18 protein-coding genes are annotated in these 15,697 nt (G+C 65.0%); 10 read left to right on the top strand and 8 right to left on the bottom strand.

Features of this window, described 5'->3' with window-relative positions; translation table 11 throughout:
• The first annotated feature begins 54 nt into the window (after nucleotides 1–54).
• The 3 genes from ACFU4Z_RS17435 (at nucleotide 55) to ACFU4Z_RS17425 (ending at nucleotide 2,746) form a co-directional block, all read left to right on the top strand.
• Nucleotides 55–582 (top strand): hypothetical protein, encoded by a 528-nt coding sequence (locus ACFU4Z_RS17435; protein WP_379064009.1) that lies wholly within the window; start codon nucleotides 55–57, stop codon nucleotides 580–582.
• 387 nt (nucleotides 583–969) lie between these two features.
• Nucleotides 970–1,545: a copper chaperone PCu(A)C gene (locus ACFU4Z_RS17430; RefSeq protein ID WP_379064007.1), complete on the top strand. Its 576-nt coding sequence runs from the start codon at nucleotides 970–972 to the stop codon at nucleotides 1,543–1,545.
• Complete coding sequence (locus ACFU4Z_RS17425) at nucleotides 1,538–2,746, top strand: Dyp-type peroxidase (protein WP_379064307.1); 1,209 nt, start codon at nucleotides 1,538–1,540, stop codon at nucleotides 2,744–2,746. The genes ACFU4Z_RS17430 and ACFU4Z_RS17425 overlap by 8 nt, the downstream gene beginning before the upstream one ends.
• Nucleotides 2,747–2,815: 69 nt before the next feature.
• On the opposite strand, the gene ACFU4Z_RS17420 is transcribed toward ACFU4Z_RS17425, so the two are convergent.
• The 3 genes from ACFU4Z_RS17420 to ACFU4Z_RS17410 all read right to left on the bottom strand — a co-directional run bounded on the left by ACFU4Z_RS17420 (nucleotide 2,816) and on the right by ACFU4Z_RS17410 (nucleotide 5,105).
• Nucleotides 2,816–3,121 (bottom strand): hypothetical protein, encoded by a 306-nt coding sequence (locus ACFU4Z_RS17420; RefSeq protein ID WP_379064306.1) that lies wholly within the window; start codon nucleotides 3,119–3,121, stop codon nucleotides 2,816–2,818.
• A gap of 218 nt (nucleotides 3,122–3,339) precedes the next feature.
• Nucleotides 3,340–4,092, bottom strand: coding sequence for a LysR family transcriptional regulator (locus tag ACFU4Z_RS17415; protein ID WP_379064005.1), 753 nt, complete (start codon nucleotides 4,090–4,092; stop codon nucleotides 3,340–3,342).
• Nucleotides 4,089–5,105, bottom strand: coding sequence for a helix-turn-helix transcriptional regulator (locus tag ACFU4Z_RS17410; protein ID WP_379064003.1), 1,017 nt, complete (start codon nucleotides 5,103–5,105; stop codon nucleotides 4,089–4,091). The genes ACFU4Z_RS17415 and ACFU4Z_RS17410 overlap by 4 nt, the downstream gene beginning before the upstream one ends.
• A gap of 106 nt (nucleotides 5,106–5,211) precedes the next feature.
• On the opposite strand from ACFU4Z_RS17410, the gene ACFU4Z_RS17405 reads away from it, so the two are divergent.
• From ACFU4Z_RS17405 to ACFU4Z_RS17395, 3 genes are all read left to right on the top strand, one after another.
• Nucleotides 5,212–5,637: a VOC family protein gene (locus ACFU4Z_RS17405; protein ID WP_379064001.1), complete on the top strand. Its 426-nt coding sequence runs from the start codon at nucleotides 5,212–5,214 to the stop codon at nucleotides 5,635–5,637.
• Between the two features lie 305 nt (nucleotides 5,638–5,942).
• A complete protein-coding gene (locus tag ACFU4Z_RS17400; RefSeq protein WP_379063999.1) occupies nucleotides 5,943–6,140 on the top strand; it encodes a hypothetical protein in 198 nt (65 codons plus the stop codon).
• A gap of 109 nt (nucleotides 6,141–6,249) precedes the next feature.
• The gene (locus tag ACFU4Z_RS17395; RefSeq protein ID WP_379063997.1) at nucleotides 6,250–7,686 is read left to right on the top strand and encodes an MFS transporter; all 1,437 of its coding nucleotides are present in this window, start codon (nucleotides 6,250–6,252) and stop codon (nucleotides 7,684–7,686) included.
• 270 nt (nucleotides 7,687–7,956) lie between these two features.
• On the opposite strand, the gene ACFU4Z_RS17390 is transcribed toward ACFU4Z_RS17395, so the two are convergent.
• Nucleotides 7,957–8,295, bottom strand: a complete 339-nt coding sequence (locus tag ACFU4Z_RS17390; protein ID WP_379063995.1) for a hypothetical protein — start codon at nucleotides 8,293–8,295, stop codon at nucleotides 7,957–7,959.
• 452 nt (nucleotides 8,296–8,747) lie between these two features.
• Here ACFU4Z_RS17390 and ACFU4Z_RS17385 point away from each other — a divergent pair, with 452 nt between their 5' ends.
• A complete protein-coding gene (locus tag ACFU4Z_RS17385; protein ID WP_379064305.1) occupies nucleotides 8,748–9,584 on the top strand; it encodes a DUF1206 domain-containing protein in 837 nt (278 codons plus the stop codon).
• A gap of 159 nt (nucleotides 9,585–9,743) precedes the next feature.
• A complete protein-coding gene (locus ACFU4Z_RS17380) occupies nucleotides 9,744–9,917 on the top strand; it encodes a CsbD family protein (protein WP_379063993.1) in 174 nt (57 codons plus the stop codon).
• Nucleotides 9,918–10,170: 253 nt separating this feature from the next.
• Here ACFU4Z_RS17380 and ACFU4Z_RS17375 read toward each other — a convergent pair whose 3' ends face one another.
• From ACFU4Z_RS17375 to ACFU4Z_RS17365, 3 genes are all read right to left on the bottom strand, one after another.
• Nucleotides 10,171–10,641, bottom strand: coding sequence for a hypothetical protein (locus ACFU4Z_RS17375; protein WP_379063990.1), 471 nt, complete (start codon nucleotides 10,639–10,641; stop codon nucleotides 10,171–10,173).
• Nucleotides 10,642–10,691: 50 nt separating this feature from the next.
• Nucleotides 10,692–11,597 (bottom strand): IS5 family transposase, encoded by a 906-nt coding sequence (locus ACFU4Z_RS17370; RefSeq protein ID WP_379063988.1) that lies wholly within the window; start codon nucleotides 11,595–11,597, stop codon nucleotides 10,692–10,694.
• A 121-nt stretch (nucleotides 11,598–11,718) separates the two neighbouring features.
• On the bottom strand, nucleotides 11,719–12,927 hold the full coding sequence (locus tag ACFU4Z_RS17365; RefSeq protein WP_379063986.1) for an AI-2E family transporter: 1,209 nt from the start codon (nucleotides 12,925–12,927) through the stop codon (nucleotides 11,719–11,721).
• A 41-nt stretch (nucleotides 12,928–12,968) separates the two neighbouring features.
• Between ACFU4Z_RS17365 and ACFU4Z_RS17360 the strand changes: the two genes are divergently transcribed.
• Nucleotides 12,969–13,103, top strand: a complete 135-nt coding sequence (locus ACFU4Z_RS17360) for a hypothetical protein (protein ID WP_379063984.1) — start codon at nucleotides 12,969–12,971, stop codon at nucleotides 13,101–13,103.
• 289 nt (nucleotides 13,104–13,392) lie between these two features.
• The gene (locus ACFU4Z_RS17355; RefSeq protein ID WP_379063982.1) at nucleotides 13,393–13,548 is read left to right on the top strand and encodes a DUF6131 family protein; all 156 of its coding nucleotides are present in this window, start codon (nucleotides 13,393–13,395) and stop codon (nucleotides 13,546–13,548) included.
• 697 nt (nucleotides 13,549–14,245) lie between these two features.
• On the opposite strand, the gene ACFU4Z_RS17350 is transcribed toward ACFU4Z_RS17355, so the two are convergent.
• Nucleotides 14,246–14,953, bottom strand: coding sequence for a hypothetical protein (locus ACFU4Z_RS17350; RefSeq protein ID WP_379063980.1), 708 nt, complete (start codon nucleotides 14,951–14,953; stop codon nucleotides 14,246–14,248).
• Between the last annotated feature and the right edge of the window lie 744 nt (nucleotides 14,954–15,697).

The raw sequence follows: 15,697 nt of genomic DNA, 5'->3' as shown, positions 1-15,697 counted from the left end.
TCAACCGCTCAATCCCGTGCGTATGCGTCCTACGACCGGCAGTAGTATGGCCCGGTGCGAACACCGATCGAGGCAGCGGCGCGACTGCGCGGCGCCTTCGTCGGATCAGCATCCGGTGCGGTGAGCATCGCCGCGCACGCTCTCGCCGGCGGCACGGTCTCCCCCAGCCGATCCGCGCTCGCCCTCCTGCTCGCCGCCTGCACGCTGACCGGCGCTGTCGTTGCCTCGATGCGCACTCGGCACGGCGTCGTCGAGGTCATGGCGATGCTCGCGATCGGCCAGACTGCCGGCCACCTCGCCGTGTCGATGTCGGCGGGCCATCACCACAGCACGCATATCGGTGGGGCCATGCTGATGGCCCACCTGATCGCCATCCCGGTGGGCGGCCTGCTCATCCACAGCGCGGAACGCGCCATCACCGGTGCGGCGTCGAGTGCGGTGCGCGTCGTCGACGTACTCGGCGCTGGACCGCTCGCACCGCGGACACCTGCCCTCGCGGTGCCGTTCGGCGCGACGCCGACTCCGAAGCGACTGCTGTTCAGTTCGGGAATCGGCACCAGGGGGCCTCCGGCGCCCCGCTAGCCCGTCTCACCGCAGTCGATGCGTCCATGCATTCAGCGCCATCGGCACATTCGCTCGACCTCGGTAGTACGTTGCCACCACAGTGAATACACGCATGTAGCCGAGTGCGGGACCGCACCCGCGTCGAGCAATGTCGGATGTGCCTGCACCGCTCCTGCGCCCAGTGCAACAGCGCATCTGACGGGCTTCAGCACGATCCCGCTCTATGCAGGCACTCATGTATCGATCGGAGTCGGTCGGCGGCGCAGACCCTCGCCCGGCCTGTCTCCCAGCGAGTCGAGCACGGCTGCCCCGAACCGTCACGCGGAGCATCGATCGAACGTTTCGGTGCCGCCAATCGTCCTGCCGCAGCGGAAAACCCAATCCCTTCCCGATCGGAGTCTCCCCATGCTGACAACAACCCGACCATCCGCACTCCGCGCCTCTCGTCTAGTGCGTGCCGCGGCCGTTCTCGCGTCGGTCCCGCTCCTACTCGTCGGCTGCTCGTCCGACGACAAGGACGCCGCACCCACCAAGGCAGCGGATTCGATCACCGTCACGGATCAGTGGATCAAGGCCGCCGATAGCGGTATGTCTGCCGCGTTCGGCGATCTGAACAACTCCGGAACCACGTCGGTGACGGTCGTCTCCGCCACCAGCCCCGCCTCCGAACGAGTCGAACTGCACGAGGTCGTCGCGGCCGCGGACGGAACCAAGAAGATGCAGCCGAAAAAGGGCGGCTTCGTGATTCCGGCACGCGGCAGCGTCGCGCTGCGCCCCGGCGGCGACCACATCATGTTCATGGGGCTGAAGGCGGCCCTGCGCACCGGCTCGGAAACCCCGGTCACGCTCACCTTCGACGACGGGACGACCACCACATTCACCGCCCGTGTGCGCGACTTCCCCGGCAACCAGGAGAACTACGCACCGGATGGCGACCACATGGGTGGCGGCACCCCGCAGACCCCCGCGCACGGTGGCTGAGTCCGCCCGCCCAGGACGCGTCACTCGCCGGCACCTGTTCGGCGGGGCCGCCGTGGCGGCCGGCGCCGCCGGACTCGGTTGGGGCGCGGTCGCGCTCGGCGATCGGCAGACCGGCGACACTGATCCGACGCCGACCGCGATAGAGCCGTTCTACGGCGAACACCAGGCAGGCATCGAGACCCCACCGCAGGCGCAGGCGACTTTCGTCGGGTTCGATCTGCGACCCGGCACCGACCGCGACGACATCATCGGGCTCCTGCGGATCTGGACCGACGATGCCGCGCGGCTCACCCAGGGCCACCCCGCACTGGCCGACACCGAACCCGAACTGGCGCACCGGCCCGCGCGGCTCACGGTCACCGTGGGACTGGGTCCGAGGGTGTTCACGGTGTCCGGTATGGAACAGCGCAGGCCGTCGTGGCTGCGTCCGCTGCCGCCGTTCGACATCGATCGTCTCGAACCGGCCTGGAACGACAGTGACCTCCTGCTGCAGGTCTGCGCAGACGAGGCGACGGCTGTGTCGCACGCGGTACGGGTGTTGTGCAAGAACGTGGCATCGCTCGTCTCGGTGCGCTGGGTGCAGCGCGGTTTCCGCAACGCCGCGCCAGGGCAGACCCCGCGCAACCTGATGGGGCAGGTCGACGGCACCGTCAATATCGCGCCGGGCACGCCGGATTTCGCCCGACTGGTGTGGGACGACGGCAGCGCACAGCCCTGGCTGGCCGGCGGCACGTCGCTGGTGCTGCGGCGCATCGCGATGAAGCTCGACACCTGGGACGAAATCGATCCGGAGGGAAGGGAACTCAGCGTCGGCCGCAAGCTGGCCGACGGCGCGCCACTGACCGGGACCAGGGAATTCGACGAGCCGGACTTCGCGGCCGTCGACGCACACGGCATTCCGGTCATCCCGCCGTCCGCACATATCGCCCGCGCCCATCACGCCAACGACGGCGAGCGGTTCCTGCGCCGCGGCTACAACTACGACGACGCGCCGCCGCCCGGTCAGACCTCCAATTCCGGGCTGCTGTTCGCGGCGTTCCAGCGTGACGTGGATGCCCAATACCTGCCGGTGCAGCAGCGTCTCGCCGAATTCGACGCTCTCAATGTCTGGACGACACCGATCGGGTCGGCGGTGTTCGTTATCCCGCCGGGGGTTCGGTCACCGGGCGGATACCTCGGGCAATCGTTGTTCGAGTCGTGACGACGAGTCCGATGCCCGCGTTGCCGAACGCGGGCATCGGACTCTGGTAACTCGGTTCCGACTCGTGCCTCAGGTCCACAACACGGCGACGAACACGTTCACGATCGCCAGCCCGCCCGCGGCGTGCGTCAGCCATGGCACGTTCTTCCCTCGTTTGGCATCGGCATGCCCCATCTCCGCGAATGCGGCGACCAGCACCGCGATGACCAGCTTGATCCCGATCTTCGCCATGTCGAGGTCCTTGCCGAGTGAGTCGATCGACTCGGCCATACCGACGAGTACGAGACCAGTGATGATCTGCAGGCGCGCGCCCCACACCATCACCGTGGACACGTTCGGCTGTCCGGCCGCGTAGCCCCCGACCACCGCGGCCATGCCGAGCAGGTGCGTGATGACCACGACGTTATAGACGACTTCCGACACGTTCACCTTGCGAACTCCCCACTGTTTCGGTGGTTGTAGACCGTTTTTGTAGCCACCGTATTCGAGCCCGCCGCATCGGGTGCTCCGGTGGGGCGGACGCTAGGCCAACTCCACGATGAGTGGGCCACCTGCTCAGCTTGCTGTGCTGGTCTGTGCGGCGGTGAGCAGGCTCAGCGCGGAGGCGCGGGGTGCGGGTCGGGTAGTGCGAGTGCGGCGGGGGCGCGGATCGGTGGGTCGGGCTGGATGGCGGCGACGGCGGTGGAGTCTTGCGAGACGACGCCGGCGGGGAGCACGGTCCAGCACCCTCCGGAGGCAACGGGTCCGGCAAGGAGGTCTTGGATTCGGGTCAGAGTCGGCCCCACGCGGGGGGTGAACCCGGCCGCTTGGCAGGCGGCCGTAATCAGGTCGTAGATGCCGGGGTTATCTGCGCGGGCGGGTCGGGCCAGGGGAAGCTCAGCGAGGTTGGCGAGGTTGCCGGCGGTGTGGGCGTATGCGGCGGGGACTGCCAGGAATAGCCGCTCGTCCCAGAGGTGATGAACTCGCACGCCCGGGGTGTCCGGTGGCGCTGCCACGAATGCGGCATCGAGGTCGTCAGCGGCGAGGGCGGCGAGCTGACCGGTCGTTGAGGCGGAACTTGTCACCTGGAGCGTGATGCCGGGGTGGGCGTCGCGGACAGCGGCAAGAGCAGCTTCGATACGAGGGCTGAATACGACGCTGCTGCCGATGCGCAGTAAACCGGTGTTACCGGCGGCGATGTCGACGGCCGCAGCGGCGGCACAGTCGATGCCGCGTAGCGCGCGGCGCGCGTGGACAAGGAATGCCTGGCCGTCCGGGGTGAGCCGGGCCCGACGGTGGGACCGGTCGAACAAGGTCAGTCCGAGTTCGCATTCCAGCCGCGCGGCGTGATGGTCGCCACCGTTCACCCAGCGCGAGGCGCTGGACCACGCGGTGATCGAGACGCGGCGCGCGCGAGACGATTGGCAATGTCGGAGAAGGCGTCTCGTAGCTTTGCGGGACCCACGACCTCGATGTCGGCGTCGAACTTCGCGAACGCGGCCACGAGTCCGGGCCAGGACCACGAGCCCAGAACCACTCGGCAGCGGGCTGGGCCGACACTTTGGACAATGCCGTCGCTGACGTATGGCGACACGTCCTGCGCGGGAAGCTCGATGATCACTTCTCCCCAGCACGGCCAATCGCCAGTGCTATCGGAACCCCGGAAAAGGCCCACCACGAACGACCGCAAATCCCCGCCCGGCAGCTCCCTCGGAGTGAAACGAGGTCCGGTCGGTGTACGCGGGGTGATGCGGTCCGCGCGGAATGTTCGCCAGGCCTCGCGGTCGAGATCCCATACGACGAGGTACCAGCGACCGCCCCGGGTGATGAGATGGTGAGGCTCGACGCGCCGGGGCCCGCTAAGAATGTCGCCTCTCTCGGCTCCGCTGTTGGCGGGGGCGTAATCGAAGCGGAGCACCTCACGGGCTTGGACGGCGGCGCTCAGTGTCACGATTTTCGCGCTGTCCACTTGCGGGTTCGCTTGTGACGCAGGGCTTTCTACGGCCGCGATCCGCACTGTGTCGATCCGTCGTCGCAGCCGCGCCGGCATCACTTGGCGAACTGTGCTCAACGCCCGCATCGCTGATTCCTCGATTCCCGCGCCCGCCGTAGTCGCAATCTGGAGAGCGAGGGCCAGCGCGACAGCCTGATCGTCGTCGAACAGCAGCGGTGGCAGATCCGTGCCCGCCTCGAGGCGATATCCACCGTCGGGGCCCTTGTAGGCGCCGATGGGATAGCCGAGTTCGCGCAGGCGATCGATGTCGCGGCGCACGGTGCGGGGACTGACGTCCAGTCGTTCGGCCAGCAGCGACCCCGGCCAGTCCCGGCGTGCCTGCAGCAAGGAAAGCAGCGATAGCAGTCGCGAGGAAGTCTTCTGCACATCGTCGATCCTGCCAGGAGAAGAGGACACAAGCTGGCCGCTACAGCTGGAAATCTCGGTCATGGCAGACAACGAGCCAACCGTCCACACACGCACAGGAGCGACTATGACCATCAATACCGTCACCCACATCAATCTCCGTGGCGACGCCCGCGCGGCGCTGGAGTTCTACCATTCCGTTTTCGGCGGCGATCTCGCCGTGGTCACCTACACCGACGCGCACAGCGTGCAGGACCCGGGTGAGGCCGACCAGGTCATGTGGGGCGAAGTCACCTCGGGGAAGGGTTTTCACGTCATGGCCTACGACGTCCCCTCGTCGCGGACGTGGGAACAGGGCACAGGTTCCTACTTCGTCTCCGTACGCGGGAAGGACGCCGACGAAATCGCCGCCTACTGGGACGCGCTCAGCGCCGAGGCCACCGTGGTGGTGCCGCTCGCACCGGTCGAATGGTCGCCCCTCTACGGCATGCTGACCGACCAGTTCGGCGTCACCTGGGTACTCGACATCGCTGCCGACTACAACGCGGCTTGACCCCCGCGACACGGCCCACACCCCGCCCCTGATGTACCGGTGTGGGCCGTGTCCCATTCTCGGTGACACACGAGAATTCACGGAACCTGTCCATGCCAGTCGGTGTGTCAGGTCAGCGTCCGCTGGACGATCTCGTCGGTGCCCCGCGTACCGGGGCGAGCGCGACCAGACATTGCGGCCCGGTCTGGCCGCGGAGTTCGACACGTCCCTGCCGCACTGGCTGGGCAGCGCCGACGGCGGAGTGGTCGAGCTACTTATTCTGTTCGGCCTGCAAGGGATGCGTGCGCACGTGCGCGCCGACCAGCATGAGAACCCCAACACCTGAACGCGACGATCAGCCGCCGCCCCAGACCGGTAACGCCATAGTCGATGCCGATAGCCGTGCACGAACCGCCGACTACCAGCAGCAGGTCGAGGACATGTTGTCGTCGCCGCTCTACGTGCAGCCCGGCAACGTCTTCGGGCGCAGCAACTTCGAGGAGAACGTGCCCCGACCGCGCTGAGATGTGCTCGCTGCCACCGGCGCGGGGAGCAAACCGTTCGGGAGGGGACACACGCGGGCGAGTTGACGCGCCCAGGTTTCCCGAGCCAGGAATCGGGAAGAACAGCGGGATGACCACGGTTCGCACGCGGATCCCGGCCCGGCTCGATCGTCTCCCGTGGGCGCGCTGGCATTGGATGATCGTGGTCGGGCTGGGGTCGGTGTGGATCGTCGACGGTTTCGAGGTCACCGTCGTGGGCAATATCGCGGCAAAACTATCCGAGCCCGACAGTGGCCTGGCCATCTCTTCGGCGCAGGTGTCCGGGCTGGCGGCCGCCATGTATGTGGCGGGGGCGTGTATCGGTGCCCTGCTGTTCGGCTGGCTGACCGACCGCTACGGCCGCAAACGGCTGTTCATCATCACGCTAGTTGTGTATCTGGTGGCCGCCGCGATGACCGCGTTCTCCTTCTCGCTGTGGTGGTTCGTGCTGTTCCGGTTTTTCACCGGGCTCGGCATCGGCGGCGAGTACGCGGCCATCAATTCCGCGATCGACGAACTGATTCCGAGCAAGTACCGCGGCCGCATCGACATCGTCATCAACGGCACCTATTGGCTGGGCGCGTCCGGCGGCGCGCTGCTCTCGGTGGCCGCGCTGAATCCGCAATTGTTCGCGCCGAACATAGGCTGGCGCTTGATGTTCGGGATCGGCGTGATCTTCGGCTTGATGGTGCTGGTGGTGCGGCGGCACGTGCCGGAGAGCCCGCGGTGGATGTTCATCCACGGACGCGACCGCCAATCCGAGGACCTGGTCGAGAGGGTGGAGGAACAAGTGCGCCGGGAGACCGGCACCGACCTGCCGGCTGTCGAGCAGACCATCGAGATCCGCCAGCGCCGCTCCACCGGGTTCGGCGAGATCACCTCCGTCATGATCCGCAAGTACCCGCGCCGCAGCGCCCTCGGACTGGCGCTGTTCGTCGGGCAAGCATTCCTCTACAACGCGGTCACCTTCAATTTCGCGGTCATTCTCGGCGAATCATTCGACGTGCCCAGCGACCGCACCGGCTACTACTACGCCGTTATGTGCCTTGGCAGCTTCTTCGGGCCGCTGTTGCTCGGCCGCTACTTCGACACCCTCGGCCGCAAACCCATGATCGCGGGCTCGTACCTGGGATCGGGAGTCCTATTGCTGCTCACCGCGATACTGCTGGTGCGCGGCGATCTCACCGCGGTCACGCTCACCGCGTGCTGGACTGTCGTGCTGTTCGTGGCCTCGTGCGGCGCCAGTTCCGCATACCTCACGGTCAGCGAGATCTTCCCGATGGAGACCAGGGCCATGGCCATTGCCTTCTTCTTTGCCGTGGGCACTGCCGTGGGCGGTATCGCGGGGCCGCTGGTCTTCGCAGAGCTCACCGGTGATGGCGACCCAGGCCGCACCGCGCTGGCCTTCACCATCGGCGCGACCATGATGACGCTCGGCGGAGTCGTCGAACTGATCCTCGGGGTGCGAGCCGAGGGCCGCTCTCTGGAAAGCATTGCCGCCCCGTTGAGTTCGCAGCGCACCGGCTGAATCAGCGGCGCCAGCCGAGATGAGCGTTTCTGGTAGGCCGTCAGGTCGCGGCGCGACAGCTTTGAGGACCTCCGTGAGGTGCTGGTACTCAGGACCTCCGCCGATGATCGGTTGTCGCGGTTGCGTGCCGATGAGGCGAAGAGCGCTGTGTTGTTGCCGCCACCAACGTCGGGTCGGCAACCTGCGCGCTGACCGAACCGCTGAAGATACCGAACTGCGGCGCAAGCTCCGACTGCACGACAGCGCATATCCGCACCCGGCGCGCCGAGCTCAGAGATCCCAGCGCCCTAGGCCGGGTCTGTCATCGCACGCGGCCAGGGTGACCGCGAGCCCGCGTAGTTCACCCGGAATCAACACCGACTCGACCTCGCCCCGAAACGACTCGAGCACCACCCCATCCAACCAGGCCAGCTCATAGCCATATCGGCGGCGCCCGCTATCGAAGGAGGCCCTGATGTCGCGTTCGACGCGCACTGCCAGCTCGGTCAGCGCTGCGACAACCTGGCGCGGACTACCGACGTTGGAGACCTGCCACCACACACCTGCACCCGGCTCGCCGATCTCGACCCGGTACACCAGGGCCATGCCCACAGCATCGGAGGCGCTCACACTTTCCACTCTGCCCGAAAACGAACTGGACGCCACGGTGAAACGCCGAACAACCCCGAGCAGGCACGCACCTCGATCAACAGACGAGAACAATCATCCGGATGAACCGACGATCACGATGATCGTGCTCATCTTTCGACTCCTCGCACTCTCCCCCTCGAACCTAACGCCACTCGACCACCCCCGAGCTGGAAAATAGGCGATCAGACGCCCAGGCCGAACCGGCCTCGTATTTACCGCCAGCAGGGAAAGCAGGGCTACGCTGACAGCACGCCAAGGCGACGCACCGGACACCGATATCGGCGAGTTTCCGAGACGACGGACCCCGGCCGGACAATCAAGCCTCAGGACTCCGCTCCCACCCTGCAGGCCGCCCCGCCGCACCCCGCGGACCCATCCACCACCACGCCCAATACGAGGCAGGCACCATGCCTGACAACGACCCGCCCCCGATGTCCTCCGGCACATCGTCGTCGGCGTCCTACGACAACTCGTCGTCCACGGCAGGTCGGCTGGCCCAGAACAGCATCTTCGAACGATTCGCCCGCACGGGCTTCGTCATGAGCGGCATCGTGCACCTGATCATCGGCTATATCGCCATCAGGATCGCCCTCGGCGGCGCCGGCACTGCCGACCAATCCGGGGCCATGTCGGAACTGGCCGGCAAGCCGGGTGGCGTCGTCGCCCTGTGGATCGGCGCCGTCGCGTTTGTACTGATGGCGCTGTGGCGACTCGCCGAAGCGGCACTCGGCAGCTCGTCCAAACCTGACACCGACAGCAAGAAGTCGAGAGCGTTCGATCGCCTCAAGGCATTTGCCCTGGCAGTAGTCTATTTCGCCTTCGCTTTCTCCGCGTTCGGATTCGCCCGCGGCAGCGGCGAGTCCAGCAGCGGCCAAAGTGCGGGGATCACGGCCCGCATGATGCACAGCACCGCCGGCACGATTGCCCTCCTCGCGGGTGGGCTGTTCATCATCGCGATCGGCGGCTACCACGTCTACAAAGGAGTAAGCCAGAACTTCCTCGAAGACCTCGAGGGCACCACCAGCGACCTCGTGCGCAGGCTGGGCACGGTCGGCTACATCGCGAAAGGGCTGGCCATCGCCGCGGTCGGATTGCTGGTGATCCTCGCCGTGAGCCGAGCCGAGCCGAGCAAAGCCGCCGGACTCGACGGCGCCTTCAAAACCGTGGGGGCTCAGCCCTATGGAGTGGTCCTCCTCGTATTGTCCGGCCTGGGCATCATCACCTATGGCCTCTACAGCTTCGCCATGGCCCGGTACACCAAGATGTAGTCGGGTTCGCGCCGAGCAGCCGCGGCTAGAACCCGGCAAGCTCCCAATCTGCCGGGCGTCGCCTCTGCATCGTTGTTTGGCAGCGCAAATGCGGGCTACCCGCAAGGGGACCGGCTGGAAATCGCAGGCCGGGCACCTTCGAGGAAAGGGGCTCGCACCATGAGCGGTGTAGACAAGGCGAAGAACAAGGCCGAGAAGATCGCCGGTAAGGCCAAGGAAAAGTTCGGCGCGGCCACCGACGACAAGGAAAAGCAGCACGAGGGCAAGGCCGATCAGGCCAAGTCCGACCTGAAGGATGCGGGCGAGAAGGTCAAGGACGCCTTCCGCCACTGACTCGACGCCCGCCAGCGTCGATCGCGAGCGGGTGGCCCTCCGTGGCCATCCGCTCGTCGCGCGCCGATTCCCGTTGTCCACCAGCGTATTTCATCCCCAGGGTTAGGTGTAGCGCAATGACCATGGTCGCGTTGGTCTGCACTCGCGCGCTCCATTGAGCCGAATCCGAACAGCTAGGGCCTGTTTCGAAGTGGTGGTGAGGGCGGGCTGGTACCTGCCCGCATTGTGCTCGAGCCGCGGTAGGGAAGGATGTTCAAACGCTTCCGTATCGCAGCATCACGAGCGCGTCGTTCGTCCATTCTGAAATGCTCTGGGGTGGTGGTAGTTCCACGCCCGCAACGCCGCTCGTCGCCCCGAACTCCTCCGCCAGCGATGCCATCAGCGTTGAAGCCTGGGGCAGTATCGCGGGATCATTGTCCGGGTCGTCCATGCTCAGGCCGAGGACCAGGTCGTTCTCCTCAGTGAGGGTGATGATGGCCTGGTAGTAATCCCTGGATCGCAGGTACAGGGAGAATGCTCTCTCGGTGCAGGAATCCGGCCGACATTCCGCCAGAGCATCCAGGTCGCCCGAAGCCGGTTCGCCTGCGATGAACGTTCGGACGAAGGCGTCGAAACGAGGGTCTCCCGGGTCCTCGGTGTCGACGTACCGGTTGATGAAACGTGAGAGCACGGCCGAGCGGTCGCTGGGCTGGGCCCGGATGTAGACGTCGAGGCAAAAGGGCACATCCCTACGCTAGCGCTCCGAAATGGAGCGGGCGTTCGATGCTGTCTGGTTCAGGGGTGTCGTAGCCACTGGTTGATGGCAGCAATATGGATGGTCGCCAGGTAGCGGACGGCGAGTTTGTCGAAGCGGGTGGCCACTGCCCGGTGTTGTTTGAGCTGGTTGATGCCGCCTTCGACGGTGTTGCGGTCGCGGTAGATGACCTTGTCGAATGCTGGTGGCCGCCCACCGGCCGAACCGCGGGCCCTGCGGTGAGCGGCTTGGTCGGCCGGCACCGGGATCGTGGCCTTGATCCCGCGCCGACGCAGCCAGGTGCGGTTACCGCGACTGGAATAGGCCTTGTCGGCCAACACTCGATCCGGTCGTCGCCGGGCCCGGCCGCCACCGAGTTCGCTCACCTCGATCCGATCGAGGACCACCGAGAATTGTGGACTGTCCCCGGCCTGGCCGGCAGTGAGCAGCATTCCCATCACCCGGCACCCGGCCTCGCAGGCCAGATGCAGTTTTGTTGTCCACCCGCCGCGTGACCGGCCGAGTGCGTGGTCGCCGGGTTCACACTCGCCGGGCCCGCCCGGTGGTTCGGCTTGGCTGCCCGGGTCACGGCGGGCCCCGGCCGCGTGCTGATGGGCCCGCATAATCGTCGAGTCCACGCTCACCTGCCACACGATCCGGCCAGCGGCCTCGGCGAAGGCCTGCATCATTTTCAAGATCACGATCCAGGCCCCGCTGCGCTGCCAGCGCCGGAACAGCCCGTAGATAGCCGACCAGGACCCGCACTGTGGTGGGATATCACGCCACGGGCAGCCGACTCGGGTTCTCCACCGGATTCCGTCGATGAGCTGCCGTTTCGTCCATACGGGCGGGCGGCCCGCCTTTCTACCGCGGGGCAGCAGCGGTTCCAGCCTCGCCCATTGAGCGTCGGTCAGATCCGCCCGCCCCGCCACCGCTACTCCGGTCACGAGGTCTCCGGTTGGTCTCCGGTTGTGCTTGGTCGTTCAACCCACTTACCGGAGACCTCGCCAATCTGCCAACGCGGACAACGTCTTTCAGAAAACAGCTGATGTTACTTCGATACACGCCCTAGCGCTTGTCCAGAGAAGGCATCACCGTTTCATCGATGATCAGCAGCACCGCGGCAGCGACCGGGATGGCGAGCAGCGCACCGACTATCCCGAGCAACGCGCCACCGAGCAGAACCGACACCACCGTCACGATCGGAGGCACCCGCACCGTTCTGCCGATGATTCTGGGCACGAGTACGTAGTCCTCGAACAACCGCAGAACGATAAAGAAGATGATGGTTGCCACCGTGACAGGCACCGACACGGTGAGCGCGACCAGGGCCACGATTATCCCAGCCAGGGTGGAGCCCACCACCGGGATCAAGTCGAGGACAGCGACCAGGACGGCCAGCAACAGCGGGTAGGGCACATCGAAGATCAACAGCCAAATAAAGGTCAACACCGCAGTGATCACCGAAATGACCAAATTCCCCAGAATGTAGCCGCCGACCTTCACGAAGATCTCGTCGCCGATCAGGATCGCCCGTGGGCGGCGTGAGCGCGGAAACAGCCGGTAGATCGACCCGCGAACCTGCGCGAAATTTGCCATGAAGTAGCCAGTCAGCACGGCGACAATGACTGTGCCGCTGACAATGCTGAAGACGAGCCGCCCCGCACCGAGGACACCCCCGGCCAGCACCGAGGGATCGGACTCCAGCCCTTCCTGGAGTCGGTCTCGGAGATGGAAGTGAGTGTCGAGTGTGTCGATGAGTGGATATCGTTGCGCAAGATGGTTGATGTAGTCCGGAGCGTTGTGAACCAGCGCACTGCTTTGGGTGACCAGCGGAGGTATCGCGGCCGCAAGGAACCCTGCCAGCAAGCCGATCGCCACCACGAATACCGCGGTCACCGCGGCCCATCGGGGAAACCACGGTCGAACCAGCCACGACACGACAGGTTCCAGACCTATCGCAAGGAACAACGCGATAGTGATCAGAACCAGCACTTGACTCGCGGCGAGTACTGCCTGGATCGCGCCGTAGGTCACCGCCACTCCCGCCGCGCCCGCCATGCCGATCATGAACGGCGATCGCGGATCGAATCGTCGCCCGGGCTTGCCCAGCGGATTCTGCATCGTGCTTGCCCGCGCCGCCGCAGTTTCCGCGGCGATGATCGGCCCGCCTTCGTCGGTGGTGTGGGGTTGCGCGACCAGGTCGCCGTGGCCCTGCTCCGCCCCGTCGGCGGTGCGGTGGTCCTCGGTTCGGCCTGGGTCGGTGTCTTCGTTCATCACGTGAGTCCACGGGGATATGCCACTGAGGCGAAGGAATCATGTCCGTCGGCGGCAAGGGACGTACGGTCGCTCGTCAGCCGAAGAGCATCGACAAGCTCACCGACATCACCGGCGATCTACTGATCCGCAAGCTCGATGGGCAGGCCGCCAAGCCGACTATTGCGCCACACTGAGCATACCGTGCACGCATAACAGGCCGATCTGTGTGCAATGCAGCCGAACCCGAACACACCGCCGCGACTGCCGGTCTGCGACTTCGATAAACAGGGGTTGTATATCCGTGGTCCTGAGGCGTCTACTGGAATAGGTAGGACATCGGGTTGATCATGGCTTTTGTTCTTCCCGTGGCCGTGGTTGGGTGGGCGTAATGACTGGTGCTCGGCGTTGCGCACACGATAGAACAGGAGCACTGAGGGTTCTCTCGGACCCTTCGGATACAGCAGCGAAACCAGGTAGCCGGCCATGATCGTTCTCGGAATCATTCTTCTTGTCGTTGGGTTCATATTCGGTATCCCGATCCTCTGGACCATCGGGATCGTGGTGCTCGTCATCGGGCTCGTGTTATTGCTGTTGGGGTCGACGGGCCGCGCTGTTGGCGGCCGACGCCATTACTACTGACCCCTGGATCGCGTTCGCTACGACCCGATGACCCGGTCGCGTTGACCGCTGTTGTCTGAGCATGCCGGAACCGCACCCCCGCAACGGATTTCCCGCCACCGGTCGTATCCGGCCGGGTAGAACCGCCGCTCTTGACCTCCCGTGCTACAAGATTTTCGCCGAACTCCGGCGGCTTTCCACGCGCCAACAGGGGCGCGGGCAGGTGCCGACGTCGAGCCGGGCGGCGGTCAAGCGCTCCTGGACGGCATAGGCGGCGGCCGAACGTCGGTGCTGCCGATCATGTCGCGTACCGGCGCACAGGGCTGCCGGTTCGGTGCTGCCTGGATGAGGCGGGCCGCGGCAGCCTCGACAACGTCGGGCCCGGATCCCGGCTGCTATTCACGAAGGACACGGGACATACCGTGACCCATCAATGTGCAGCGACGGTTGAGTTCCGGTGAGCCGAACTCGACCACCGGTCTCCCACCGCGCAGTCGACGAAGTCATTCCTGATCGGCGGCGTTGGTCGACAAGCCTGGGCAGTTGCCGGGGTTGCGGCACGCGTGGATCTCAATGTGTCCAGTGCCAGCGCTCGGGACCAAGCCGGATATCCACCTGAACGCCGAGCAGTAGTGCATGGTCAGAGCTGAGTACCGCCGAATTGCGTGAGTGACGGCAACTCACCCGCATTCGACCTCGCCCGGCTGATGGACGCCGCCTAGCGGACCGCTAAGTTGGTCTCGAAGACATCTTGGCGATTGTGCGTGTTGATGCCGACCACGATCGGGTTAACGGCCTTTTGCTCGAGCAGGTAATCCGCATCCAACCAAACTGGCCATTTCAGTATGAACCAGCCGCCGACTGCGACAGTGAGCGGAAACTGATAGCATCTTATGTCTCCCCCGGCATCCTGACCGCAGTAGTCCGGCTTCTGGTATCCGTGAGTCCTGGCCCAAGCCCCTTTCCCCCCTTCGCGGTTGGTCACGAGCCCGATATCGTGGACAATAACTGGCCTATTTCCCGTATTAGTAATATCTATACTCAACCATGTTGTGTTGGCAAATAATTCACTTTTGCTGATTGTGAAGTCTTCCTCTTCAGACCACGAAACCTCTTCTGAGACAGTCCCACTGCCACCGCGCTCCAACCACACGGTAAAGGCGACGGTATATCCCCCCTCTGCTTCACGTCTGGCGAGATCCGCTTGACTACTAGCGATACTTTCCTGACGCTGGGCTACACCGTACGCACTGGCCGCGATTTCGTTGGACGTCGCGCTTTGACGGCATGAATTTACTGATGTCAGCAGAGCGCCAACACTGACAAGCAAAGCGAGAGTAGCGACAATGATTGTCAGCTTGTCTTTGGTGTCGATATTTGAGGACCTTGCAGGATAACGCATTTGCGGGCCCGGGAAATAGCCCATTGTTCTGTCCGAATCGTGAGAGTATATTGCGGCACCGATCTATATCGTAGCTACCCTGCCGGTCTGTCAACAGCGCCCCGAGCGGGCCGACCGAACCAATGGGGAATAAAACCAATGGTTGGAATTGTTTGCTCATAGCATTCTCGAATATCGGCGCGGACCATCTCCCACCAGCTCCCCCGGCAGCACGAGCTACCCAAGGGCAACGGCCGAGATGCAAGAGATCATCAAACGCTTCGACCGAACCGCGACGCCGCAACGTCTACGGACGCCTGCACACCTTCACCGCGTGGCCGGCCCGGCACCACCCCGAGGTCACCAGCATCTCCCGCCTGTCCCGGCGAGCACATCGAACAGTTCATCACCTGGGCCGACACCGACTACCGCCACTACCGCACCAGCGCGCCGGTCACGATCGAAACCCGCCGGGCGGCGATCTCCGCACTCAACGATCCCTCCTGACCACCACCGAGTACGCACCCCGACTGAATGACCGACTCTGTGCTGGAACACGCCGTCGGCAAGGACGCCATCAGCCGAGGATGGCTCCGAGAAGCTGAGCGGCACAACGCCATTGCCGCCCGGCTACACGCCCTATCAGGTCCTCGAAGCCGTCCTGCCACCGATCACCCACTACGCTGCGCGGGGCGATCACCCACGAATTCAGTTGTATTACAAACAAATTCGACAGGATCGCGTGGTTGCTGCCCTTCACAGGCACCGGCACTCCGACACCCCCGAACC

Source organism: Nocardia sp. NPDC057440, assembly GCF_042802915.1.
Lineage (GTDB): Bacteria > Actinomycetota > Actinomycetes > Mycobacteriales > Mycobacteriaceae > Nocardia.
The sequence above is the reverse complement of the archived record's forward strand: the minus strand, read 5'-3'. Positions and strand labels throughout refer to the sequence as shown.